Here is a 23629-nt window from a genome sequence, read left to right on the forward strand (position 1 = left end):
CCTCCTTCAGGCCCGCCTCTTCCTTGAAAATGGCGGGCCTGCGGTTTCTTCGTGAAATGAATCGCGTATTTCATCGCAAAAAATGAAAAATTCGCTTCATTTGGTACACTGGAAGCCATATTCCTTCCATTTTCTCAGAGCGCAACTTATGGCTAATAATCCGACCCAACTGACCATCCTGCAGGATGAAATCAGACGGCGCTACGACACGCTCAGCAAACGTCTGAAGCAGGTGGCGCGCTATATACTGGATAACAGTAATAGCGTTGCTTTCGATACCGTAGCCTCCATTGCGCAACAGGCTGACGTTCCGCCCTCAACGCTGATTCGCTTCGCTAACGCCTTTGGCTTTAGCGGCTTTAACGAAATGAAGCAGATGTTCAGGCAGCATCTGATGGAAGAGACCGCCAACTACACCGAGCGCGCGCGTCTGTTCCGCCAGACCACTAACGACGAAACGACGCCGCCGGAAACGCCGACGGAAATCCTCAACATGTTCAGCATGGTCAATACCCAGGCGCTGCAGCAACTGGCAATGCAGACCTCCGGCGAAGACCTCAACCGCGCGGTAGATTTACTGGCGGATGCGGAAAATATCTATGTCATCGGCCTGCGTCGCTCGTTCAGCGTCGCCTCTTACCTGACCTACGCGCTGCGCCATCTGGATCGCAAAGCCTTCCTGATCGACGGCCTCGGCGGGATGTTCACCGAGCAGCTCAGTCTGGTGGGGCCGAAGGATGTGGTTGTGGCGGTGAGTTTCTCGCCCTACGCCCGTGAAGTGGTGGAGCTGGTTGAGCTTGGCGCCCAGCGCAAGGCGCGACAAATCGCCATTACCGATAGCCAGGTAAGCCCGCTTGCCGCCTTCAGTGATGTGTGCTTTGTGGTGCGTGAAGCGCAGGTCGATGGTTTCCGTTCGCAGGTGGCCTCGCTGTGCCTGGCGCAGACGTTGGCGGTATCGCTGGCATTGAATAGCAGCAAAGAGCCGCAGCAGCACCGCGCCTGATTACCCGTTGCGCTACGATGTAAACAACGGCAATCAACAGACAAAAAAGCCGGGGACATCCCCGGCTTTTCTCGTTTATCGCGCACTATGAATAGCGATCGCTGTTGATCCAGGCGTGATCGTCTTCCCAGGTAAATAGCCACTTACGATCCGGCCCCGCCATTACGTTCAGATAGTAGCTGTTGTAACCGGCGATCGCCGCTACCGGATGGTAGCCGCGCGGCACCATCACCACATCATGGTTATAGGGCGCCATACAGGCATCCAGGCTGCGGTCATCGGTGTACACTCGCTGAAAGGCAAAGCCTTGCGGCGGATCGAAGCGGTGGTAGTAGGTCTCTTCCAGCTGGGTTTCCTGCCCCGGCAGCGCGGTATCGTGCTTGTGCGATGGCCAGGAGCTGGTCGCCCCTTCTTCGGTGTAGACTTCCACCACCAGCAGGCAATCCGCCTGCGCATTATCCGGCAGAATATTGTGCACCAGGCGCTGGTTGCGCCCTTTACCGCGATGCTCTACGCCGACATCCTCAGGCCGTATCACTCGCGCCGGGAAGCTGCCTTTGCCCGGCGCGCTGCAAACCGCCAGCTCAAGATCGGAATCTGCAGTGACCTCGACCTTATCGTGCGGCGGCACATAGACCGACCACGGCGGCGTACGCTCGAATGGCGACATGCGTTTACCAAGGTCGGGAAAATCGGCGTGCTGAGTTTTGATCGAGGCCAGCCCGGAAACCAGTACCAGACATAGCTCACGCTCGCCGCTCTCCAGGGTCACGGTTTGCCCCTGTTTTAACATCCAGACATCAAAGCCAATATACTGCCACCCCGCGCTCTGCGGGGTGATGTGCTGGATATGTCCCTCTTTTTGCGCTTTAGCCAATAACGACATAGCGTTCTCCTTCGCCGATTAACCTAACGTCGGCATACTGAATTCAGATACGGTTTGCTGCCCCTGCGGCCAGCGCACGGTGGCAGTTTTCATACGGGTATAGAAGCGGACGCCGTCCGGCCCGTGGACGTTCAGCGCGCCAAATACCGAGCGCTTCCAGCCGCCGAAGCTATGGAAGGCCATCGGCACCGGCACCGGTACGTTGACGCCAACCATGCCGGCCTGTACGTCATGGACGAACTCGCGGGCGGTATGGCCGTTGCTGGTAAAGACGGCGCTGCCGTTGCCAAATTCATGGCTGTTAACCAGCGCCAGCGCGCTTTGGTAATCAGCGACGCGAACGATCCCCAGCACCGGACCAAATATCTCTTCGCGCCAGATGGTCATTTCAGGAGTGACGTGGTCAAACAGCGTACCGCCAACGTAATATCCGTCCTCATGCCCGGCTACGCGCAGCCTGCGGCCATCCACCACCAACGACGCCCCTTCGCTGACGCCCTTATCAATATAGCCGAGTACTTTTTTCTGATGCGCTTCGGATACCACCGGCCCCATTTCGTTTTCGTCTTTGCCGCGCAGGCAGCCGGGACCGACTTTCAGCGACTCAACTAATGGTTTCAGGCGGGCGATTAACTTATCTGCGGTCTCGTCACCGACGGCCACCACTACCGGCAGGGCCATACAGCGCTCGCCAGCGGAACCATACGCGCCGCCCATAATGGCATTCACGGTCGCATCAAGATCGGCGTCCGGCATCACGATGGCATGGTTTTTCGCCGCGCCAAACGCCTGGACGCGTTTTCCGTGAGCGCTGGCGGTTTTATAGATATATTCCGCCACGCCGGAGGAGCCGACAAAGCTGACGGCGGCAATACGCGGGTCGGTATAAAGCTGCTCGGCATCTTCATTGCTGCAATGGATGACGTTAAAGACGCCATCCGGCAGACCGGCTTCTTTCAGTAACTCAGCCATGCGTACCGCCGCGGTTGGCGCCAGCGCCGGTGGTTTCAGCACGAAGCTGTTGCCGCAGGCCAGCGCGATGGGGAACATCCACATCGGCACCATCGCCGGGAAATTAAACGGCGTTATCCCCGCCACCACGCCCAGCGGCTGCATGAGCGAATAGCTGTCGACGCCGGTACCCACGTCGGAAGAAAACTCACCTTTAATGAGATGCGGAATACCGCAGGCGAACTCAACCACTTCCATGCCGCGGGTCAGCTCGCCCAACGCATCGGACCACACTTTGCCGTGCTCGCTAACGATAATTCCCGCCAGTTCATCGACGTGCTGTTCGAGCAGCATTTTAAAATTGAACAGCACGCGGGCGCGGCGCAGCGGCGTGGTGCGGGACCAGCTGTCAAAAGCGTCGCGAGCGACCTGGATTGCGTCGGAAACCTCCTGCGCGGTGGAAAGCGTGACTTCGCGAACTACATCGCCAGTGGCCGGGTCGTACACCGGCATCGTTTCGCGGCTGCTGCTGGTTACCGTTTTCCCACCAATAAAGTTACCTGTGATAGTCATCTTCTCGCCTCATAGTGTAGAAGGCCGTTCAAGTTACGGCCCGTCGCTGATTGTGCTGTGCTATAACCGTAGTAAAATGAAATTTATATTTCAATAAACAGATAAAATGAAATTCCACTTTGGTGATAGCTGTCGCATTTTTCAGCAAGCCTCTCTCTATGTGATTTCATATCACAGCAGTATAGAAGGTGAGATTTTATGCGGTTAGCTTTGATGTAAACCATGAAATGGCGCAGCAACTATTTTGCGATCGTGCTCAAATAACCATCATTTCATCCATTGCTAATGATGAAATAAACATTTTAACTATCTGGCAATCGAACTAAACCAGTCAACATCTTGTCAGGAGTGTCAAATGGCCATTGCCCCGCAGCGTTTCTGTATCAATCGTAAAATTGCGCCGTCGCTCAGCATTGAGGCGTTTTTCCGTCTGGTGAGCGAACTCGGGCTGCGTAAGGTCGAGCTGCGAAATGATTTACCCAGCGGTAAAGTCACCGACGCGCTCACCTACCAGCAGGTGCGCAGGCTGGCCGACCGTTACCAGCTTGAAATTCTGACGATCAACGCCGTCTATCCCTTCAACCGCCACAGCGCTGAAGTACGTCAGCTGACGGAGTCGCTGCTAAAAGAGGCGCAGGCTATTGGCGCCAAATCGCTGGTGATGTGCCCGTTAAACGATGGCGCCACCGTAGCGCCGCAAGAAACGCTTGCCGCTATGCGCGAGCTGGCGCCGCTGTTCGAACAATATGGCATTCAGGGCCTGGTCGAGCCGCTGGGCTTCCCACAAAGTTCGCTGCGCTCGGCGGCGCAGGCGCAGGCGCTTATTCGCGACGCCCAGGTACCGTTTAAACTGTTAATTGATACTTTCCACCACCACCTCTATCCACAAGCTGAAGAGGAATTCAGCCAGCTGGACGTTGCTGAGATAGGTCTGGTTCACCTCTCCGGCGTTGACGATCCCCGCCCGCGAGAACAGTTGACCGACGACGAGCGCATCATGCTGACACCACAAGATAGGCTGCTGACCTGCCAGCAGGTAAAACATCTCGAAGCCCGCGGATATCGTGGCGATTACGCCTTCGAGCCTTTCGCCCCGCAGCTGGCGTCATGGCGTGAAGAGGATATTCGCCGCGAGATTGAACAGAGCATTGCGCTGATTCAACGCCACTGCGCGTGAGATTAAACGTTGAGAGTTATCGATTTCCTCCCTCTTTTTGCTGTCAGGTTGCCTATAATCGACGCAGGATAAATGGAGGAATCGATCATGAGCTCACCCCTGCTAATTGCACGCACGCTGGACAAACAGCTCCACCTGCTGCCGGCAATGGCCAACCGTCACGGCTTAATTACCGGCGCCACCGGCACCGGTAAAACCGTTACTCTGCAAAAGCTGGCGGAGTCGTTTTCTGAGATCGGCGTGCCGGTCTTTATGGCCGATGTGAAAGGCGACCTGACCGGTATCGCGGAGGCAGGCCAGAGCTCTGAGAAACTTCAGGCGCGTCTGGAAAAAATCGGCGTTACCGACTGGGAGCCGCACGCCAACCCGGTGGTTGTTTGGGATATCTTTGGTGAAAAGGGCCACCCGGTGCGCGCCACGGTGTCTGACCTCGGCCCCCTGCTGCTCGCCCGCCTGCTCAACCTGAATGAAGTACAAAGCGGCGTGCTGAACATTATTTTCCGTATCGCTGACGATCGCGGTCTGCTGCTGCTCGACTTTAAAGATCTTCGCGCCATTACCCAGTTTATTGGCGATAACGCCAAAGCCTTCCAGAATCAGTACGGCAACATCAGCAGCGCGTCGGTAGGCGCTATCCAACGTGGGCTGTTGACCCTGGAGCAGCAAGGCGCAGAGCACTTCTTCGGCGAACCGATGCTGGATATTCAGGACTGGATGCGTGTCGATGCCAGCGGTAAAGGGGTGATTAATATCCTCAGCGCTGAAAAGCTCTATCAGATGCCGAAGCTGTACGCCGCCAGCCTGCTGTGGATGCTCTCCGAACTCTACGAGCGCCTGCCGGAAGCCGGCGACCTCGAAAAACCGAAGCTGGTGTTCTTCTTCGACGAAGCCCACCTGCTGTTTAACGATGCGCCGCAGGTACTGCTGGATAAAATCGAGCAGGTGATTCGCCTTATCCGTTCTAAAGGGGTCGGCGTCTATTTTGTCTCGCAGAATCCGTCGGATATCCCGGATGCAGTGCTCGGCCAGTTGGGCAACCGCGTGCAGCATGCCCTGCGAGCCTTTACCCCGAAGGATCAAAAAGCGGTGAAGACCGCCGCCCAGACCATGCGCGCCAATCCGGCGTTCAGTACCGAGCAGGCCATTCAGGAGCTCGGTACCGGCGAAGCGCTGATCTCCTTCCTCGACGAAAAAGGCAGTCCGTCGGTAGTTGAGCGTGCGATGGTCATCGCCCCATGTTCACGGATGGGGCCGGTCAGCGATGATGAGCGTAATGGCCTGATTAACCACTCGGCGCTGTACGGCAAGTATGAAGAAGAGATTGACCGCGAGTCGGCCTTCGAAATGCTGCAAAAAGGGGTGCAGGTCGCCACAGAGCAGCAGTCGGCGCCGCCGGCAAAAGGCCAACAAACCGGCGATGACGACGGGCTGCTCGGCGGACTGAAAGATATTCTGTTCGGCACGACCGGCCCGCGCGGCGGTAAACGAGACGGTATCGTACAGACCGCGGCCAAAAGCGCCGTACGTCAGGTCACCAACCAGATTGTCCGCGGCATGCTGGGCAGCCTGCTTGGCGGAAGGCGCCGTTGACGTCAGTGTCGAGCCCCGGATTGCGGCGCGCTGCGTCCGATCCGGGCGACAACAATACAGGGCATTACACTGCGGATAGCCACTCAAACGGCAGGCACAAAAAACCCGGCGTTGCTTGCGCTTGGCCGGGTCATTTATCGAACTACGCTTTTCTCATCATCAGCCAAAGGCTTATCAGGAAGAAGCTTGCGCTTGGCAGCAGCGCGCCGATGATTGGCGGTATGCCGTAAACCAGCGTCAGTGGGCCAAATATCTGATCGAGGACGTAGAAGATAAAGCCGAAGCTAATCCCGGTAACGACCCTCACGCCCATCGCCACGCTCCGCAATGGACCAAAAATAAACGACAGCGCCATCAGCATCATCACGGCCACCGACAGCGGCTGGAAGATTTTGCTCCACATGTTGAGCTGGTAACGACCCGGATCCTGACCGCTGGACTTCAGATAGGTCACGTAGTTATGCAGGCCGCTGATTGACAGCGCATCCGGATCCAGCGCAACCACGCCGAGTTTGTCCGGCGTTAGTTTGGTCTTCCAGGTACCGCTGACCATCTGGGTACCGGTTACCTGCTTCGGATCGGTCAGGTCGGACTCATCAACCTGCGACAGACGCCAAACCTTAGCTTCATTATCAAACTTAGCGGAAGCGGCGTAACGGACAGATTGCAGACGACGGTTATCGTTAAACTGGTAGATGCTCACCCCGCCCAGCTCATCGTTACCCTTTACTCGTTCAATGTAGACAAAATTATGCCCGTCTTTCGCCCACAAACCCTGCTGGGTCGACAGCAGCGAACCGCCGTACATCTGCTGCGCTCGGTAGTTACGCGCCATCTGTTCGCCCTGCGGCGCCACCCATTCACCCATCGCCATGGTCAACAACACCAGCGGGATCGCCGTTTTCATCACCGCCAGCGCCACCTGCATACGGGTAAAGCCGGAAGCCTGCATCACCACCAGTTCGCTGCGCTGCGCCAGCATCCCCAGCCCCAGCAAAGCCCCAAGCAGGGCCGCCATTGGGAAGAAGATTTGCACATCTTTTGGCACGCTGAGAATGGTATAGAGTCCTGCTCCCAGCGCATCATAGCTGCCCTGCCCGGCTTTTTTCAGCTGGTCGACAAACTTAATAATGCCGGAGAGCGACACCAGCATGAACAGCGTCATCATGATGGTGTTAAAAATGGTTTTACCGATATAGCGGTCAAGTACGCCAAACGCCTGCATCACACCGCTCCTTTATTAAACCGGGCACGGAAACGACGCATCGGCACCGTATCCCACAGGTTAAGCAGCACCGCCAGCGCGAAGTAGAGCAGGTTCACGCCCCACATCCAGATGGCGGGGTCCATTTTGCCTTTACCCGCGTTCGATTTGATCGACGTTTGCAGCAGGAAGAACACCAGATACAGCAGCATCGCCGGCAGCATAGACAGCACGCGGCCCTGACGCGGGTTCACCACGCTGAGCGGGACAACCATCAGCGCCATCATGAACACCGCCGCCACCAGCGTGAAGCGCCAGTGCAGTTCGGCGCGGGCGCGATCGGTGTCGGTACGCCACAGGGTGCGCATATTCATCTGTTCGGTGTCGCTGGGATCGGCCGCTACCGCCTGATGGCCAATAACCGCCTGGTAATTTTTAAAGTCGGTAATACGGAAATCGCGCAGCATCGCCGTGCCTTCAAAACGCGTCCCCTGGGTCATGGTGACCACCTGGGAGCCGTCTTTTTTCTGCGACAGCTCGCCGGAATCCGCCACCACCACGGAAGGACGCGCGTTGCCTTTAGGCCGCAGTTGCGCCAGGAACACGTCGTTGAAGCGGTTGCCGTTGACGTTTTCGATAAACAGCACCGCGCTGCCGTCGCTGGCCTGCTGGAACTGGCCCTGAGCCAGCGCCGCCATTCCAGGGTTAGCTTTGGCTTCCGCCAGTACTTCGTCCTGATGGCGCGACGACCACGGCCCCGCCCACATCACGTTGACCGCCGCGACGGCGCCGGTAAACAGGGCGAGGATCATCGCCGCCTTAATCAATACGGCTTTACTTAAGCCGCAGGCGTGCATCACCGTAATTTCACTTTCGGTATACAGTTTGCCGAGCGTCATCAACAGCCCGAGGAAAAGACTCAGGGGCAGAATGAGCTGCGCCATTTCCGGTACGCCCAGCCCTAACAGCGAGAGCACCAGGTTGGTCGGGATATCGCCATCTACCGCGGCGCCGAGGATCCTGACGAGTTTCTGACAGAAGAAAATCAGCAACAGGATGAATAGGATCGCCAACTGGCTTTTCAGCGTCTCACGAACCAGATATCTTATGATTATCACTATAAATACGCCCGTAAAAACCCGTCTTATTGCAGGAAAATTGCTTGTTTCATGGCTTAAACGTCATTTATTCTCTTTTGTCGTCGAAAACATCGCTAAGATTAAATGACTCATCGGTTCTGCGTATCAGGATCTTTTCTGACGAACCAAAGCCGTAATAACGTTAAGATTAACACGAAGTCACCGCAACAGCGGACATGAGTTACGAAAGCTTGCAATTATATACTCAATGGATTTCGAGTTGTAGAAAGGTGGCAGGACTGTGAAGCCCCGGTGCGGCATCAGCCAGCGTCAGGGGTAAGCAGGCGTAGCCAACGCATCTGCAACTGGAAAGGCGACGAGTATAGCCGTAGCCACCACTGTTGTCTTTAAGATTCAGGAGCATAGTGCATGGAGTTCAGTGTAAAAAGCGGTAGCCCGGAGAAGCAGCGGAGTGCCTGTATCGTGGTCGGCGTCTTCGAACCACGTCGCCTCTCCCCCATCGCCGAACAACTCGATAAAATCAGCGACGGTTACATCAGCGCCCTGCTGCGTCGCGGCGAGCTCGAAGGCAAGCCTGGCCAGACCTTGTTACTGCACCATGTGCCGAACATCCTGTCTGAGCGCATTCTGCTCATCGGCTGTGGTAAAGAGCGCGAACTGGATGAACGTCAGTATAAACAAGTTATTCAGAAAACCATTAATACTCTGAATGACACTGGTTCGATGGAAGCCGTCTGCTTCCTGACCGAACTGCACGTTAAAGGTCGTAACAACTACTGGAAAGTTCGCCAGGCCGTTGAAACCGCCAAAGAGACGCTGTACAGCTTCGATCAGTTGAAGACCAACAAAAGCGAGCCGCGTCGTCCGCTGCGTAAAATGGTCTTCAACGTGCCGACTCGCCGCGAGCTCACCAGCGGCGAACGCGCCATTCAACATGGCCTGGCGATCGCAGCCGGTATCAAAGCGGCGAAAGACCTCGGCAACATGCCGCCGAATATCTGTAACGCGGCTTACCTTGCTTCCCAGGCGCGCCAGCTGGCCGACACTTACAGCAAGAATGTTATCACCCGCGTGATCGGCGAACAGCAGATGCGCGAGCTGGGCATGAACTCCTATCTCGCCGTCGGTAACGGTTCGCAGAACGAGTCGCTGATGTCGGTCATCGAGTATAAAGGCAACCCGTCTGAAGACGCGCGCCCTATCGTGCTGGTCGGTAAAGGCCTGACCTTCGACTCCGGCGGTATCTCCATCAAGCCTGCCGAAGGCATGGACGAGATGAAGTACGACATGTGCGGCGCGGCGGCGGTTTACGGCGTAATGCGAATGGTTGCCGAGCTGCAGCTGCCGCTCAACGTCATCGGCGTGCTGGCGGGCTGTGAAAACATGCCTGGCGGCCGCGCGTATCGCCCGGGAGATGTTCTGACCACCATGTCCGGCCAGACGGTGGAAGTCCTGAACACCGACGCCGAAGGCCGCCTGGTGTTGTGCGACGTCCTGACCTACGTTGAGCGTTTCGAACCGGAAGCGGTTATCGACGTCGCGACGCTGACCGGCGCCTGCGTGATTGCCCTCGGCCATCACATCACCGGCCTGATGTCGAACCATAACCCGCTGGCTCATGAGCTGATCGGCGCCTCCGAACTGGCCGGCGACCGCGCATGGCGTCTGCCGCTGGCCGACGAGTTCCAGGATCAGCTGGAGTCCAACTTTGCGGATATGGCCAACATCGGCGGCCGTCCTGGCGGCGCGATTACCGCTGGCTGCTTCCTGTCACGCTTCACCCGCAAGTACAACTGGGCGCACCTCGACATCGCCGGTACCGCCTGGCGTTCCGGGAAGGCCAAAGGCGCAACCGGTCGTCCGGTGGCGCTGCTGTCTCAGTTCCTGCTCAATCGTGCGGGTTTTAACGGCGAAGAGTGATTGCCGTCTGATGCCCGGTGGCGCTACGCTTACCGGGCCGACGGAAAGATGCCGTTTGTAGGCCGGGTAAGCGTAGCGCCACCCGGCTTTGCATTTAAATCCACAACAAGAAGCCCCATATATGAAAAACGCAACGTTCTATCTTCTGGACAACGAAGACACCGTCGACGAGCTCAGCGCCGTCGAACAGCTGGTGTGTGAAATTGCCGCAGAACGTTGGCGCAACGGCAAGCGCGTATTGATCGCCTGTGAAGATGAACAGCAGGCTATTCGCCTCGATGAAGCGCTGTGGACGCGGCCGCCGGAGAGCTTTGTGCCGCATAACCTGGCGGGCGAAGGCCCGAGAGGCGGCGCGCCGGTAGAAATTGCCTGGCCGCAAAAGCGCAACAGCAGTCCGCGGGATATTCTTATCAGCCTGCGGCTAAACTTTGCAGATTTTGCCACCGCTTTCACAGAAGTGATAGACTTTGTCCCTTACGAAGATTCTCTGAAACAACTGGCGCGCGAACGCTATAAAGCGTACCGCATGGCTGGTTTCAACCTGAACACGGCAACCTGGAAATAATGGAAAAGACATACAACCCACAAGATATCGAACAGCCGCTTTACGAGCACTGGGAAAAGCAGGGCTATTTCAAACCGAATGGTGATGAAAGCCAGGAGAGCTTCTGCATCATGATCCCGCCGCCGAACGTCACCGGCAGTTTGCATATGGGTCATGCCTTCCAGCAAACCATCATGGATACCATGATTCGTTACCAGCGCATGCAGGGTAAAAACACCCTGTGGCAGGCCGGTACCGACCACGCGGGTATCGCCACCCAGATGGTGGTTGAGCGTAAGATTGCCGCTGAAGAAGGTAAAACCCGCCACGACTACGGTCGCGATGCCTTCATCGATAAAATCTGGCAGTGGAAAGCGGAATCCGGCGGCACTATTACCCGCCAGATGCGCCGCCTCGGCAACTCCGTAGACTGGGAGCGCGAGCGCTTCACAATGGACGAAGGCCTGTCCAACGCGGTGAAAGAGGTCTTCGTTCGCCTGTACAAAGAAGACCTGATTTATCGCGGCAAGCGCCTGGTGAACTGGGACCCGAAACTGCGCACCGCCATTTCCGACCTCGAAGTGGAGAACCGCGAATCGAAAGGTTCCATGTGGCACATCCGCTATCCGCTGGCCGATGGTGCGAAAACCGCTGACGGTAAAGATTACCTGGTGGTCGCCACCACTCGTCCGGAAACCCTGCTGGGCGATACCGGCGTGGCCGTAAACCCGGAAGACCCGCGCTACAAAGACCTGATTGGTAAATTCGTGGTGCTGCCGCTGGTTAACCGCCGCATTCCGATTGTTGGCGACGAACACGCCGATATGGAAAAAGGCACCGGCTGCGTGAAAATCACCCCGGCGCACGACTTTAACGACTACGAAGTTGGCCGCCGTCATCAGCTGCCGATGATTAATATTTTGACCTTTGATGGCGACATCCGCGAAAGCGCGGAAGTCTATGACACCAAAGGCAACGAATCCGACGTTTATTCCAACGAGATCCCGGCTGAATTCCAGAAGATGGAACGTTTTGCCGCGCGTAAAGCGATGGTTGCCGCCGTCGACGCGCTGGGCCTGCTGGAAGAAATCAAACCGCACGACCTGACCGTGCCTTACGGCGACCGCGGCGGCGTGGTTATCGAACCGATGCTGACCGACCAGTGGTACGTGCGTGCCGACGTGCTGGCCAAGCCGGCAGTTGAAGCCGTTGAGAATGGCGACATTCAGTTCGTGCCGAAGCAGTACGAAAACATGTACTTCTCCTGGATGCGCGATATTCAGGATTGGTGTATTTCCCGTCAGCTGTGGTGGGGTCACCGCATCCCGGCATGGTATGACAACGACGGCAACGTCTACGTTGGCCGTAGCGAAGATGAAGTGCGTCAGGAAAACAACCTGAGCGCCGACGTTGCCCTGCGTCAGGACGAAGATGTTCTGGATACCTGGTTCTCTTCCGCGCTGTGGACCTTCTCCACCCTCGGTTGGCCGGAAAACACCGACGCGCTGCGTCAGTTCCACCCGACCAGCGTGATGGTGTCCGGCTTCGACATTATCTTCTTCTGGATTGCCCGCATGATCATGATGACCATGCACTTCATCAAAGATGAAAACGGCAAGCCGCAGGTTCCGTTTAAGACCGTCTACATGACCGGCCTTATCCGCGACGACGAAGGCCAGAAGATGTCCAAATCCAAGGGTAACGTCATTGACCCGCTGGATATGGTTGACGGCATCACCTTGCCGGAGCTGCTGGAGAAACGTACCGGCAACATGATGCAGCCGCAACTGGCGGAAAAAATCCGCAAGCGTACCGAGAAACAGTTCCCGAACGGCATCGAGCCGCACGGCACTGACGCCCTGCGCTTTACCCTGGCGGCGCTGGCCTCTACCGGCCGCGACATCAACTGGGATATGAAGCGTCTGGAAGGTTACCGTAACTTCTGCAACAAGCTGTGGAACGCCAGCCGCTTCGTGCTGATGAATACCGAAGATCAGGATTGCGGTTTCAACGGCGGCGAGATGGTGCTGTCCCTGGCCGACCGCTGGATCCTGGCTGAATTCAACCAGACCGTGAAAGCGTACCGCGAAGCGCTGGATAACTTCCGTTTCGATATCGCCGCGGGCATCCTGTATGAGTTCACCTGGAACCAGTTCTGCGACTGGTACCTCGAACTGACCAAGCCGGTCATGAACGGTGGCAGCGAAGCGGAACTGCGCGGCACTCGCCATACGCTGGTGACCGTGCTGGAAGGTCTGCTGCGCCTGGCGCATCCGATCATCCCGTTCATCACGGAAACCATCTGGCAACGCGTGAAGGTCATTTGCGGTATTAACGCTGACACCATCATGCTGCAGCCGTTCCCGCAGTATGAGGCTTCTCAGGTTGATGAAGCGGCGCTGGCGGATACCGAATGGCTGAAGCAGGCGATCGTTGCCGTACGTAACATCCGGGCGGAAATGAATATTGCTCCGGGTAAGCCGCTGGAACTGCTGCTGCGCGGCTGCAGCAAAGATGCCGAGCGCCGTGTTAACGACAACCGTAGCTTCCTGCTGAACCTGGCGCGTCTGGAAAGCATCACCGTGCTGCCTGCCGATGATAAAGGTCCGGTTTCCGTGACTAAGATTATCGACGGCGCCGAGTTGCTGATCCCGATGGCGGGCCTTATCGACAAAGAAGCCGAGCTGGCGCGTCTGGCGAAAGAAGTGGCGAAAGTCGAAGCGGAAATCGGCCGTATCGAAAGCAAGCTGTCCAATGAAGGTTTTGTGGCACGCGCGCCGGAAGCGGTTATCGCCAAAGAGCGTGAGAAGCTGGAAGGCTACGCGGAAGCGAAAGCGAAACTGATTGAACAGCAGGCGGTGATCGCCGCGCTGTAATAACTCGCCAAAGCATAAAAAGCCGGAGCTTGCTCCGGCTTTTTTACATTATAAGAACGGCAGGTTAGGTAAAAAACCGCTGAACAATTTGCCAGGTACTGGTGGTTTATGGGCCTCATCTTGCTGCAGGTCGAGCGTTTCAACGTCACCCATTACCTCGGTGTTGGCGGCAATATAGCGCATCAAATTAATCTTTAACCAGGGGTACGCCAGACCCAATGTCAGCAGAGAAAGAAACGTCAGAGCCAATAAACGCGGGGCAAGACCAAAAAACGTCAGAGTAGAACGAAAATGAATGCTGTCGCCAAGCACCAAATTATTCCACGCGTGATTACGTAAAGCTACCTGGATATACGTCATGGCTAACACGATGCCGATGGTGAGGAATAAATTCCCTCCTGCCACCGTTCCAAGATGCCGTAATGCCATAAACAGAACCGTATTTTCATTACACAAGCCGAACATACATCCTGTAATCATTTGCATGAATGCGGAAACGAAAAACCCGAAAAACAGTATAATAAATGGCAATAGAATTACCATTGCCCATAAAAAAGCCACGACGCAACGCTTAGTGCTAATATAAATATTAAATTTATTTTTGCCTAAGCTTGCGCCTTTGCCGATCAGTTCAAGCCAGTGGCTGTAAACCACCCCGCTGGCGACGGCCATCACACACAGTGCCAGTAAAACCAGCACAACGAAACCCACTAGCATGCCATTTATACTTGAACCTAACCAAATACGACTTCCTGGAATAGCGAGGATCACCACCGTTAGTACGATTATCAGTAAAGGTAACCCAAGCATAATCCACCATGCACGCAGTAGATTACATTTAAACCCGAAACGAATATTAGCGAATGAGGTCATATTCGCGTGGTAGCTTAACCCCTTCATTACCATGACTGGCAGTAGGATAAGATATGCTAACGTCACCCATTCTTCGCTGCCGTGAGAGAAAATGGCAAGCGCCAGACTGAGTAAAACCAGCACGATAAACATTAGCAGCCAGCTAAGTAAAATCGTGAAGCCCTTCCCGTGGTAAGCAAAACGGTTACCGTTAACCTCCATATTTTCACAAAGGTAACGGCGACTACGTACCCATGCCCAGGGAATGAATATCCCTAAAGTAATTACTGACAGTATAATATTGACCAAACAAATAAAGAAATAGGCGCGAGCCCGTCCGTGAAAGACAAAATAATGACTGGCACGCTGCTCCTTCCCTAAAGTAATATCCATAACCCCGCCATCCTTGCACTTTAAATTATATATATAAATAATAGGTCAGAGTAACCATCATTAAATATGCAGAATATATTATTTTGAAATTACTCGGCAATATATTTATGCACGCCTTGCGTCGGTTAAAGAATAATGGTATTAAAACAATGTATGGTTATTTAAGCTAAAATTGAGTGATTCTATGAATCTTGCTGCGCCACAGACCTTTACTTTACGCCGCATTACGGCGGCAGATAATGCCGCCATCGCCCAAGTTATCCGCCAGGTCTCCGCGGAATACGGCCTGACCGCCGATAAAGGCTATACGGTCGCTGATCCCAACCTGGATGAACTCTATGAACTTTATAGCCAACCGGGCTCCGCCTATTGGGTTGTGGAGCAAAATGGCGAAGTGGTTGGCGGCGGCGGCGTGGCGCCGCTCTCGTGTAGCGAGTCCGATATCTGTGAGCTGCAGAAAATGTACTTTATGACCGCGGCGCGCGGCAAAGGGCTGGCGAAAAAGCTGGCGCTGATGGCGATGGATCACGCCCGCGAGCAGGGTTTTAAACGCTGCTATCTGGAGACCACCGCTTTTTTGAAAGAGGCGATTGCCCTTTATGAACATCTCGGATTTGAACACATCGACGGGCCGCTGGGCTGCACCGGCCACGTCGATTGTGAAGTGCGGATGTTGAAAACGCTGTAACGCCTCGATATCGCAGGCGTCCCCGGTAGCGCTACGCTTACCGGGGCTACAGTTTGGTAGCCCGGCTAAGCGTAGCGCTAGCCGGGGGATGTCCCGGGCTCGCGGTGCCGTTTTTTTTGTCGGGTGGCGGCTAACGCCTTACCCGACCTACTGCCCGTACCATTACGAGCTGAAGCTCTCAACGCTATCTCTCCCCATGACTACTGAAAGTGCCAGTATTAGTGGCTACCGAGTCCGAAAATCGCTGACTACGGCGCCGTCGGTACGCCGCTGTGAAAGCGGAACTCGGGCTCCGGGCGGAGAATCAATGCCGCTTCCGCCTCGCCAAGCTGGCGCACCCGCTCGCTGATATCTTCCCCCGCTATCTTCTGCGCCAGATCCAGGTAATCCTGATAATGACGGGCCTCGGAGCGCAGCAACGACAGATAAAACTTCTGTAAATCATCATCCAGCCACGGCGCCAGCGCAGCAAAACGCTCGCAGGAGCGCGCTTCGATATAAGCACCGCAAATCAGCTTATCGATCAGCATCACCGGCTCGTGCGATCGCACCTCCCGGCGCATACCGCGGGCATAGTTGCTGGCGGTGATTTTGACGTAAGGGATATCCCGCGCCAGCATGATCTCACGCACCTGCCAGAAGTGATGCAGCTCCTCTTTGATCAACAGAATCATGCTGTCGAGCAACTGGCTGCCCCACGGGTCGTTGGTTCGCGGCATAGCGCTTTTGTTGATCCGTTTATGCAGAGCGACAAAATCCGGCTCCGGCCCACGGCGATAGGTAAAGTCTTCGTACGGTTTCAGGCATTCCAGCAGCTCGTCGGCGCCGTCTTTATCGGCGACGTAGCGGCGTACCAGCAGCATGGCGTTTTGCGCCGCTTTCAGCTCGCATACCATATGGTCGGTCAGCAGCAGCGGCAGGTTTTCCGGTTTACGGGCTTCGTCAATCCACGCCTGCGGCGTAGGACAGTGAAGAAATGCTAAAATCGGGGAGAGTATTTGCGGGTAATCCATTGAAGCTCCAGGCTATACCCTAATCAGGACGGGTATATACGGCGGCAGACGCCGCCGTATCCGTTGACGACTTAGTGGCGTACGCCGTTGTCGTCTTCGTCAATTAAATCTTCGTCATCTTCGCCGTCATCGTCTTCGCCGTTCGGGTCTTCGTAGTAGGTACCCCAACCGTCGTACTCAACGTTGAATTTTTCCGCCAGGTTCATCAGCTGTTCAACCTGGGCGTCGATCAGATCGGCGTTAAGCGCGCTTTCGCTCAGGATATCGCAGCAGATCACCACTTCGCCTTCTTCGACTTCCAGCTCTTCCGGCTCGGTGACTTCATAACCCATCTTGAAGGCCTCTACCGCCACTTTTTCCAACGTTTCGAAATCATCGGCAGAGAGATGATGCTCAATGGTATACAGCGCGTCCGGATCGCTGCCATCTTCCAGCAGCTCTTCGATAATCAGACGCGTTTCCTCACGCTGTTCTTCCAGTAGTTCCGGGTTTGCCATGGCTCGTTCCTCATAATGTGCGGCAGATACTCCTATTGTCACATACCGCCGTGATTGCCTCCACCTTCTGTGTAAAAGATTTCTAACTCGGGGTTGCAAATGAATATTCATACATATAAAGTGAATTTTAATTCAATAATGGCGTTTGCCAGGTGAGGGAGTTATGTCCGCGTTATATCAGAAGCATTTCTTGAGATTACTGGATTTTACTGCTGCAGAAATTACCGGCCTTGTCGACCTGGCCGCGCAATTAAAAGCCGATAAGAAAAACGGCATCGAGGCCCAGAAACTGAAGGGCAAAAACATCGCGCTCATCTTCGAAAAAGACTCAACCCGCACACGATGCTCTTTCGAAGTTGCCGCTTACGACCAGGGCGCCCGCGTGACCTATCTCGGTTCCAGCGGAAGCCAAATCGGCCACAAAGAATCCATGAAAGATACCGCCCGCGTGCTGGGCCGCATGTATGACGGTATTCAGTATCGCGGTTACGGCCAGGAGCTGGTGGAAACCCTGGCGGAGTATGCCGGCGTGCCGGTGTGGAACGGCCTGACCGATGAATTCCACCCGACGCAGCTCCTGGCTGACCTGCTGACCATGCAAGAGCACCTGCCGGGTAAGGCATTTAATGAAATGACGCTGGTCTACGCCGGCGACGCGCGTAACAACATGGGTAACTCCATGCTGGAAGCCGCCGCGCTGACCGGGCTGGATCTGCGTCTGGTGGCGCCGAAAGCCTGCTGGCCGGATGAAGGTTTAGTGGCGGAATGCACTGCGCTGGCGAAAAAGCACGGCGGCAATATTACCCTGACGGAAGATATCGCCGCGGGCGTAAAAGGCGCCGATTTCATTTATACCGACGTGTGGGTGTCGATGGGCGAGGCGAAAGAGAAATGGGCGGAGCGTATCGCCCTGCTGCGCGGTTACCAGGTGAATAAAGCCATGCTGCAATTGACCGGCAACCCGCAGGTGAAATTCCTGCATTGTCTGCCCGCGTTCCACGATGACCAGACCATTCTCGGCAAACAGATGGCGGCGGAGTATGGACTGCACGGCGGCATGGAAGTGACCGATGAAGTCTTTGAATCGCCGGCGAGCATCGTCTTCGATCAGGCGGAAAACCGTATGCACACCATCAAAGCGGTGATGGTGGCGACGCTTGGGAAATAGCCATTAACCACGGTAGGTTCCCGGATAGCGCCAGGCGTATCCGGGCTACCCGTTTTAAGCCATCAATACCTTTACCACCGCTTTGCGCACCTTCGCCGGCGCCCCGACGGCACATAGCGGTTTATGCACTTCGCCTGGATAAAACACCACAAAATCGCCCTCGTTAAGGATAACGGTTTTCTCCTGCGCTCCCTCGGCGAGGAAGGCGATGTCTTTGTCCGCCAGCCAGTCAGTCTGCGGCTCGCCTGCCGGTAAGGTGCTGAAAGTCATCCCTTCCTGACCGCGCAGCACAATCTGGATATCCAGATAGCGGGCGTGATACTCGGCGCGACGCTCGGCCTGCGGTTCGGTGCTGTCTTCAGAAATCAGATAGAACAGATTGTTGCCGTCGATATCGTGCTTGCCGAGCGGCGTCGCCTCGTTGACGTGAGCCTTAACATGCTCAATCGCCTGACGCAGCGCGTCCGGCAGCCAGGATTGCAGATGATGAATATTGCCGATAATCATAAGAGCCCTCAAATATAAAACAGCTTTTCATTTTGGTTTTATACGCCGCTTACCACTGCCAGACCACATTTTTATCGCGGTTTTTTGCGCTGGCGCAGCCTTCGCAGGCAAACGTTTCCCTGATTGTGGATTAATCGCTTGATTGCTCATCAAAGCTGCGTATAATGCCAGCCGTTTTGCCGGGAGGAAATATGGTCAATTGCGTACGACATTGCTGTGTCTTACCGCGTCTGAAAGCAGGCGCTGGCCTGGCGTTTTTCTTTCCGTTGCTCAATGAATTCTCGAAGCCCCTTATTTAAGGGGCTTTTTTTTTGCTCAGGCGTCAGGAGATAAGCATGGCTAACCCGCTATATCAAAAACATATCATTTCCATAAACGATCTCAGCCGCGAAGACCTCGAACTGGTGCTGGCGACGGCCGCAAAGCTGAAAGCCAATCCGCAACCCGAGCTGCTGAAGCATAAGGTTATCGCCAGCTGTTTCTTTGAAGCCTCCACTCGTACTCGTCTCTCTTTTGAAACCTCCATGCACCGCCTAGGCGCCAGCGTGGTCGGCTTCTCCGACAGCAGCAACACCTCGCTCGGTAAGAAAGGCGAAACCCTGGCCGACACCATTTCGGTTATCAGCACCTACGTCGATGCTATCGTGATGCGCCATCCGCAAGAAGGCGCCGCGCGTCTGGCAACCGAATTCTCCGGCGGCGTGCCGATTCTCAACGCCGGCGACGGCGCCAATCAGCATCCGACACAAACCCTGCTCGACCTGTTCACCATTCAGGAAACTCAGGGCCGCCTTGAGAATCTTAATGTCGCGATGGTCGGCGACCTGAAATATGGCCGTACCGTACACTCGCTGACCCAGGCGCTGGCCAAATTCAACGGCAACCGCTTTTACTTCATCGCCCCGGACGCGCTGGCGATGCCGCAATATATTCTCGATATGCTGGATGAAAAAGGCATCGCCTGGAGCCTGCATAGCGCCATCGACGAAGTGATGGCAGAGGTCGATATTCTGTATATGACGCGCGTGCAGAAAGAGCGCCTTGACCCATCGGAATACGCCAACGTGAAGGCGCAGTTCATACTGCGCGCCGCGGATCTCGAAGGCGCGCGCGCCAACATGAAAGTGCTGCACCCGCTGCCGCGCGTTGATGAAATCACCACCGATGTCGATAAAACGCCGCACGCCTGGTACTTCCAGCAGGCCGGCAACGGCATCTTCGCCCGCCAGGCGTTACTGGCACTGGTATTGAATAGCGAGCTGGCACAGTAAGGGGGAATGAGAGATGACACACGACAATAAACTGCAGGTAGAAGCCATTAAGCGCGGCACCGTGATCGACCATATCCCGGCCCAGGTCGGCTTCAAACTGTTGACCTTGTTCAAGCTGACCGAAACCGACCAGCGCATCACCATCGGCCTGAACCTGCCATCCGGTGAGATGGGCCGTAAAGATTTGATTAAAATCGAGAACACCTTTCTGACCGATGAGCAGGTCAATCAGCTGGCGCTGTATGCGCCGGACGCAACGGTTAACCGTATCGATGATTACGAAGTAGTGGGCAAATCCCGCCCGAGCCTGCCGGAGCGCATCAACAGCGTGCTGGTCTGCCCGAACAGCAACTGCATCAGTCACGCTGAGCCGGTTTCGTCGAGTTTCGCAGTGAAAAAACGCGCCGATGACATTGCACTCAAATGCAAATACTGTGAAAAAGAGTTTTCCCATTATGTGGTGCTGGCCAACTAATTGCGGTTGGTATTAATACCGGCCCTCCCTATAATGGCTACGACCTAATTACTGCAGTTCATCTGGAGATATTATGAGCAAAACTATTGCGACGGAAAAGGCACCAGCAGCTATCGGCCCATATGTACAAGGTGTTGATCTGGGTAGCATGATCATCACTTCCGGCCAGATCCCAGTAGACCCGAAAACCGGCAGCGTGCCGGAAGATGTCGCCGCGCAGGCGCGTCAGTCCCTGGACAACGTAAAAGCTATCGTTGAAGCCGCTGGCCTGAAAGTGGGCGATATCGTGAAAACCACCGTTTTCGTGAAAGATCTGAATGATTTCGCCACCGTGAATGCCGCGTATGAAGCGTTCTTCACCGAGCATAACGCCACTTTCCCGGCGCGTTCCTGCGTAGAAGTCGCGCGTCTGCCGAAAGACGTGAAGATTGAGATTGAAGCTATCGCGATCCGTCGCTAATCGCTTCTCTGCCCTCACCCCAGGCGCTTGCGCCATCCGCGGGGTGAGGGAAATGCCCTATTTTATCTTCGTTGCCCGCAGCAGTTTCTCCAGCGGATAGACCGCCGCAATCACCAGCTCATCCTGGGTTTTCGCCGCCGTATCCAGTTGCGCCTGGATTGAGGCGTACTCTTTATCGTCCAGCGTTCCCTGCCGCGCAACCAGATCGGTCAAGCGCAGCCCGAGGCTCGCCAGCTTATCAACCTGCTGCACCACCGGTTTAATCGCCGCCAGCTGATAGTTATTGTCGGTCAGCGCCAGCGCATCGCCGCTGTTGTTCTGCCAGCGGGTAAAGACGTGGCGCAGCGCATCGGCGCTCTCGGTGTCTTCGGCATCGCTGATCAGCCGCTCCGCCCACTGGTTCAGGCTGCGTACGGTGTCGCTCTCCGCCGGTAACGCATCGGCCAGCCGGTTAAGCGGTTCAAATTGATGGTAATTGTTCGCCTGGAACTTGAGATGCTGACGGGTGTAGTAATGCGCCGGCTCCAGCGCCTCGGCGAGGATCTGCAACGCCAGCGTATGGCTGCTGTTCGCCAGCCGGGTGAACTGCTCCAACTGCTGAGTGTGCTGCTGCAGGCCGACGGAGACCGTTGACCAGCTGTCCATCGCCTGCAGGCGCTGATACATATTGTCGCTGTCTTTGACGTCCTCGGCCGACCACAGACGCTCCGCTACTGCAAAAGCGCGCGGCCACAGCTTGATATCGATGACCGGCGCGGCGACGTTCTCCGCCCACAGCGCCGCCTCACCGCCCAGCAGATTCTTCTGTTGCTGCGCGTCGGGCAGCGTCGGCTGAATGCCCTGCGGCACGGCATCCAGCCGCTTGCCGTCAATGGGATAACGGGTGTTGCCAAGCAGGAAGTAACCTGCGAGCTTGTCATCGTTAATGGTCAGCACCGGGCGGGTTTCGCCCATCCAGGTATCGACGCGGAACGTGACCTGATTGTCGCCGAGCCATTCAATCTCCTGCACGGCACGCCGTGATTTACCTTTAAAATCAATAAATCCCCGCCAGCCGCTATCGCCTTTTACCAGCGTAAAGCTGCCCTCAACCGCGCTGCCCTTCAGCCGCGGCATCGAAAACTGCCAGCTCTGGGCGCTGTCGCTATCGGTAATCGTATCCACGCCGTTAAGCCCCTGCGGGATAATTTCATTACGATAGTGATAGGCGGTGTACTGCGGCTGGTCGAGGTAAAAACCGGTGGAGAGAATACCGCGATAGCCGTGTTTGGCGACGTCGCCTAATGCGTCCTGCCCCTGCCAGGACTGGATCAGAATGCTCTTCGGTAAATCAGGGTGGTAGATCTCATCCCAGCCGACCATCTGCCGGTGATGTTTCTCGAGCAGCTTCTCCAGGCGCCGGTTGAAGTACGCCTGTAGCGCGTGGCTGTCCGCCAGCCCCTTCTCTTTGAGGAATTTCTGAATGACCGGATTGGCGCGCCACTGGCTGTCATCGACTTCATCACCGCCGATATGCAGATACGGATCGGGGAAGATAGCCGCCAGTTCGCTGACCATCGCCTCGGCAAACGCGTAGGTGGCCTCTTTTGTTGGGTCGAGTACCGGTTTCAGCACGCCCCAGTGGCGCTCCATCGCGTAAGGCCCCGGCGCGCTCATCAGTTCCGGATAAGCCACGGCGATCGCCGAGGCGTGGCCCGGCATATCGATTTCCGGCACCACGCGAATACCGCGTTCAGCCGCATAGCGCACAATGTCTTTCATCTGCGCCTGGGTATAAAACAGGCCGTCGCTGGCCTGCTGCTGCAGCTTCGGATAGCGGCTGGAGGCGAAGCGCCAGCCCTGATCGTCGGTCAGATGCCAGTGCAGTACGTTAAGCTTCGCCGCCGCCATACCATCAATCTGCCGCTTGATCGCCGACAGCGGCATAAAGTGGCGGGCGGAATCCAGCAGCAGTCCACGCCACGGGAAGCGCGGCGCATCGTCAATGGCGACATAAGGAATGGTGGTGCCGTCAGGGCCGTTTTGTACCAGCTGTAGCAGCGTTTCCATGCCGCGCAGCGCGCCAAAACGCGTATTGGCTTTCAGGGTCGCGCCTTCGGCGTTAACGGTTAGCTGATAGCTTTCGTCGCTATCAGGCTGCGGCAAGAAAGGCACTTTCTTACTGACGATCACCTTAATAGTTGGGCTTTTTGCCGGCGCCGTCTGCGGCTGTAGGGTCCAGCCGGTTTGCCGCGCAACACGTTCACGCCAGCGGTTGGCCGCCTCACCCAGATCGTCGCCGCTGACGTTGATCGTCAGCTGACTATTTAGCGCCAACGCCCCCTGCGCCTGCGGGCGCTCCACATGGGCGGGCCACGGCATCAGCGGCAGATCGCCTGCCGGAGCGGCAAGCGCCATGCTGCTCAGTAATATTCCGCTGGTCAGCAGACTGTAACGCACGGTGTTAATCATCAATGTTCCTTTTTATGACGGGCCAAAAAA

At 55.9% G+C, this 23629-nt stretch carries 21 protein-coding genes; 12 read left to right on the forward strand and 9 right to left on the reverse strand.

Features of this window, described 5'->3' with window-relative positions; all coding sequences use genetic code 11:
• The first annotated feature begins 148 nt into the window (after positions 1–148).
• On the forward strand, positions 149–1003 hold the full coding sequence (locus PGS10_RS15110) for a MurR/RpiR family transcriptional regulator (protein ID WP_015368536.1): 855 nt from the start codon (positions 149–151) through the stop codon (positions 1001–1003).
• A gap of 85 nt (positions 1004–1088) precedes the next feature.
• On the opposite strand, the gene iolB is transcribed toward PGS10_RS15110, so the two are convergent.
• The gene (gene iolB / locus PGS10_RS15115) at positions 1089–1889 is read right to left on the reverse strand and encodes a 5-deoxy-glucuronate isomerase (protein ID WP_047046197.1); all 801 of its coding nucleotides are present in this window, start codon (positions 1887–1889) and stop codon (positions 1089–1091) included.
• A gap of 18 nt (positions 1890–1907) precedes the next feature.
• Complete coding sequence (locus tag PGS10_RS15120; protein WP_015368538.1) at positions 1908–3413, reverse strand: CoA-acylating methylmalonate-semialdehyde dehydrogenase; 1506 nt, start codon at positions 3411–3413, stop codon at positions 1908–1910.
• A gap of 355 nt (positions 3414–3768) precedes the next feature.
• Here PGS10_RS15120 and PGS10_RS15125 point away from each other — a divergent pair, with 355 nt between their 5' ends.
• Both PGS10_RS15125 and PGS10_RS15130 read left to right on the forward strand, forming a co-directional pair.
• Positions 3769–4590 (forward strand): TIM barrel protein, encoded by an 822-nt coding sequence (locus PGS10_RS15125; RefSeq protein ID WP_316423203.1) that lies wholly within the window; start codon positions 3769–3771, stop codon positions 4588–4590.
• Positions 4591–4677: 87 nt separating this feature from the next.
• Positions 4678–6180, forward strand: a complete 1503-nt coding sequence (locus tag PGS10_RS15130) for a helicase HerA-like C-terminal domain-containing protein (RefSeq protein ID WP_047066009.1) — start codon at positions 4678–4680, stop codon at positions 6178–6180.
• 142 nt (positions 6181–6322) lie between these two features.
• Here the strand turns inward: PGS10_RS15130 and lptG are convergent, their stop codons facing one another.
• Both lptG and lptF read right to left on the reverse strand, forming a co-directional pair.
• Positions 6323–7405: an LPS export ABC transporter permease LptG gene (lptG, locus tag PGS10_RS15135; RefSeq protein ID WP_045394714.1), complete on the reverse strand. Its 1083-nt coding sequence runs from the start codon at positions 7403–7405 to the stop codon at positions 6323–6325.
• A complete protein-coding gene (gene lptF / locus PGS10_RS15140; RefSeq protein ID WP_045394713.1) occupies positions 7405–8502 on the reverse strand; it encodes an LPS export ABC transporter permease LptF in 1098 nt (365 codons plus the stop codon). Before lptF ends, lptG begins: the two co-directional genes overlap by 1 nt.
• Before the next feature lie 390 nt (positions 8503–8892).
• Between lptF and pepA the strand changes: the two genes are divergently transcribed.
• From pepA to PGS10_RS15155, 3 genes are all read left to right on the forward strand, one after another.
• Entirely contained in the window at positions 8893–10404 is a 1512-nt protein-coding gene (gene pepA / locus PGS10_RS15145) for a leucyl aminopeptidase (RefSeq protein ID WP_008807121.1), read from the forward strand.
• Positions 10405–10525: 121 nt separating this feature from the next.
• Complete coding sequence (gene holC / locus PGS10_RS15150; RefSeq protein WP_020079783.1) at positions 10526–10969, forward strand: DNA polymerase III subunit chi; 444 nt, start codon at positions 10526–10528, stop codon at positions 10967–10969.
• The gene (locus PGS10_RS15155) at positions 10969–13824 is read left to right on the forward strand and encodes a valine--tRNA ligase (protein WP_045394712.1); all 2856 of its coding nucleotides are present in this window, start codon (positions 10969–10971) and stop codon (positions 13822–13824) included. Before holC ends, PGS10_RS15155 begins: the two co-directional genes overlap by 1 nt.
• Positions 13825–13872: 48 nt before the next feature.
• On the opposite strand, the gene PGS10_RS15160 is transcribed toward PGS10_RS15155, so the two are convergent.
• Positions 13873–15069, reverse strand: a complete 1197-nt coding sequence (locus PGS10_RS15160) for a YjgN family protein (protein ID WP_316423205.1) — start codon at positions 15067–15069, stop codon at positions 13873–13875.
• Between the two features lie 184 nt (positions 15070–15253).
• Between PGS10_RS15160 and PGS10_RS15165 the strand changes: the two genes are divergently transcribed.
• Entirely contained in the window at positions 15254–15757 is a 504-nt protein-coding gene (locus tag PGS10_RS15165; RefSeq protein WP_045394710.1) for a GNAT family N-acetyltransferase, read from the forward strand.
• Between the two features lie 248 nt (positions 15758–16005).
• On the opposite strand, the gene miaE is transcribed toward PGS10_RS15165, so the two are convergent.
• Together miaE and rraB are read right to left on the reverse strand one after the other, a co-directional pair.
• Positions 16006–16770: a tRNA isopentenyl-2-thiomethyl-A-37 hydroxylase MiaE gene (miaE, locus tag PGS10_RS15170; RefSeq protein WP_045378492.1), complete on the reverse strand. Its 765-nt coding sequence runs from the start codon at positions 16768–16770 to the stop codon at positions 16006–16008.
• A 71-nt stretch (positions 16771–16841) separates the two neighbouring features.
• On the reverse strand, positions 16842–17267 hold the full coding sequence (gene rraB, locus PGS10_RS15175) for a ribonuclease E inhibitor RraB (protein WP_015368550.1): 426 nt from the start codon (positions 17265–17267) through the stop codon (positions 16842–16844).
• Between the two features lie 163 nt (positions 17268–17430).
• Here rraB and argF point away from each other — a divergent pair, with 163 nt between their 5' ends.
• A complete protein-coding gene (gene argF, locus PGS10_RS15180) occupies positions 17431–18435 on the forward strand; it encodes an ornithine carbamoyltransferase (RefSeq protein WP_045378488.1) in 1005 nt (334 codons plus the stop codon).
• 54 nt (positions 18436–18489) lie between these two features.
• On the opposite strand, the gene PGS10_RS15185 is transcribed toward argF, so the two are convergent.
• On the reverse strand, positions 18490–18942 hold the full coding sequence (locus PGS10_RS15185) for a YhcH/YjgK/YiaL family protein (RefSeq protein WP_046883302.1): 453 nt from the start codon (positions 18940–18942) through the stop codon (positions 18490–18492).
• A gap of 191 nt (positions 18943–19133) precedes the next feature.
• Here PGS10_RS15185 and PGS10_RS15190 point away from each other — a divergent pair, with 191 nt between their 5' ends.
• The 4 genes from PGS10_RS15190 to ridA all read left to right on the forward strand — a co-directional run bounded on the left by PGS10_RS15190 (position 19134) and on the right by ridA (position 21148).
• The gene (locus PGS10_RS15190) at positions 19134–19241 is read left to right on the forward strand and encodes a pyrBI operon leader peptide (protein WP_020079785.1); all 108 of its coding nucleotides are present in this window, start codon (positions 19134–19136) and stop codon (positions 19239–19241) included.
• Positions 19242–19277: 36 nt separating this feature from the next.
• Complete coding sequence (pyrB, locus tag PGS10_RS15195; RefSeq protein WP_045394707.1) at positions 19278–20213, forward strand: aspartate carbamoyltransferase; 936 nt, start codon at positions 19278–19280, stop codon at positions 20211–20213.
• Positions 20214–20226: 13 nt separating this feature from the next.
• Positions 20227–20688, forward strand: a complete 462-nt coding sequence (gene pyrI / locus PGS10_RS15200) for an aspartate carbamoyltransferase regulatory subunit (protein WP_015368555.1) — start codon at positions 20227–20229, stop codon at positions 20686–20688.
• A 73-nt stretch (positions 20689–20761) separates the two neighbouring features.
• The gene (gene ridA, locus PGS10_RS15205; RefSeq protein ID WP_020079786.1) at positions 20762–21148 is read left to right on the forward strand and encodes a 2-iminobutanoate/2-iminopropanoate deaminase; all 387 of its coding nucleotides are present in this window, start codon (positions 20762–20764) and stop codon (positions 21146–21148) included.
• A 57-nt stretch (positions 21149–21205) separates the two neighbouring features.
• Here ridA and PGS10_RS15210 read toward each other — a convergent pair whose 3' ends face one another.
• Positions 21206–23599, reverse strand: coding sequence for a beta-N-acetylhexosaminidase (locus PGS10_RS15210; RefSeq protein ID WP_316423206.1), 2394 nt, complete (start codon positions 23597–23599; stop codon positions 21206–21208).
• Between the last annotated feature and the right edge of the window lie 30 nt (positions 23600–23629).

Source organism: Klebsiella sp. 141153 (assembly GCF_032601995.1).
Classification (GTDB): Bacteria; Pseudomonadota; Gammaproteobacteria; order Enterobacterales; family Enterobacteriaceae; genus Klebsiella; species Klebsiella aerogenes.

What these genes read in the sequence shown, in the direction of transcription:
- PGS10_RS15110 (WP_015368536.1), top strand. Translation starts at nt 149, where the DNA reads ATGGCTAATAATCCGACCCAACTGACCATCCTGCAGGATGAAATCAGA.
- iolB (WP_047046197.1), bottom strand. Translation starts at nt 1,889, where the DNA reads ATGTCGTTATTGGCTAAAGCGCAAAAAGAGGGACATATCCAGCACATC.
- PGS10_RS15120 (WP_015368538.1), bottom strand. Translation starts at nt 3,413, where the DNA reads ATGACTATCACAGGTAACTTTATTGGTGGGAAAACGGTAACCAGCAGC.
- PGS10_RS15125 (WP_316423203.1), top strand. Translation starts at nt 3,769, where the DNA reads ATGGCCATTGCCCCGCAGCGTTTCTGTATCAATCGTAAAATTGCGCCG.
- PGS10_RS15130 (WP_047066009.1), top strand. Translation starts at nt 4,678, where the DNA reads ATGAGCTCACCCCTGCTAATTGCACGCACGCTGGACAAACAGCTCCAC.
- lptG (WP_045394714.1), bottom strand. Translation starts at nt 7,405, where the DNA reads ATGCAGGCGTTTGGCGTACTTGACCGCTATATCGGTAAAACCATTTTT.
- pepA (WP_008807121.1), top strand. Translation starts at nt 8,893, where the DNA reads ATGGAGTTCAGTGTAAAAAGCGGTAGCCCGGAGAAGCAGCGGAGTGCC.
- holC (WP_020079783.1), top strand. Translation starts at nt 10,526, where the DNA reads ATGAAAAACGCAACGTTCTATCTTCTGGACAACGAAGACACCGTCGAC.
- PGS10_RS15155 (WP_045394712.1), top strand. Translation starts at nt 10,969, where the DNA reads ATGGAAAAGACATACAACCCACAAGATATCGAACAGCCGCTTTACGAG.
- PGS10_RS15160 (WP_316423205.1), bottom strand. Translation starts at nt 15,069, where the DNA reads ATGGATATTACTTTAGGGAAGGAGCAGCGTGCCAGTCATTATTTTGTC.
- PGS10_RS15165 (WP_045394710.1), top strand. Translation starts at nt 15,254, where the DNA reads ATGAATCTTGCTGCGCCACAGACCTTTACTTTACGCCGCATTACGGCG.
- miaE (WP_045378492.1), bottom strand. Translation starts at nt 16,770, where the DNA reads ATGGATTACCCGCAAATACTCTCCCCGATTTTAGCATTTCTTCACTGT.
- rraB (WP_015368550.1), bottom strand. Translation starts at nt 17,267, where the DNA reads ATGGCAAACCCGGAACTACTGGAAGAACAGCGTGAGGAAACGCGTCTG.
- argF (WP_045378488.1), top strand. Translation starts at nt 17,431, where the DNA reads ATGTCCGCGTTATATCAGAAGCATTTCTTGAGATTACTGGATTTTACT.
- PGS10_RS15185 (WP_046883302.1), bottom strand. Translation starts at nt 18,942, where the DNA reads ATGATTATCGGCAATATTCATCATCTGCAATCCTGGCTGCCGGACGCG.
- PGS10_RS15190 (WP_020079785.1), top strand. Translation starts at nt 19,134, where the DNA reads ATGGTCAATTGCGTACGACATTGCTGTGTCTTACCGCGTCTGAAAGCA.
- pyrB (WP_045394707.1), top strand. Translation starts at nt 19,278, where the DNA reads ATGGCTAACCCGCTATATCAAAAACATATCATTTCCATAAACGATCTC.
- pyrI (WP_015368555.1), top strand. Translation starts at nt 20,227, where the DNA reads ATGACACACGACAATAAACTGCAGGTAGAAGCCATTAAGCGCGGCACC.
- ridA (WP_020079786.1), top strand. Translation starts at nt 20,762, where the DNA reads ATGAGCAAAACTATTGCGACGGAAAAGGCACCAGCAGCTATCGGCCCA.
- PGS10_RS15210 (WP_316423206.1), bottom strand. Translation starts at nt 23,599, where the DNA reads ATGATTAACACCGTGCGTTACAGTCTGCTGACCAGCGGAATATTACTG.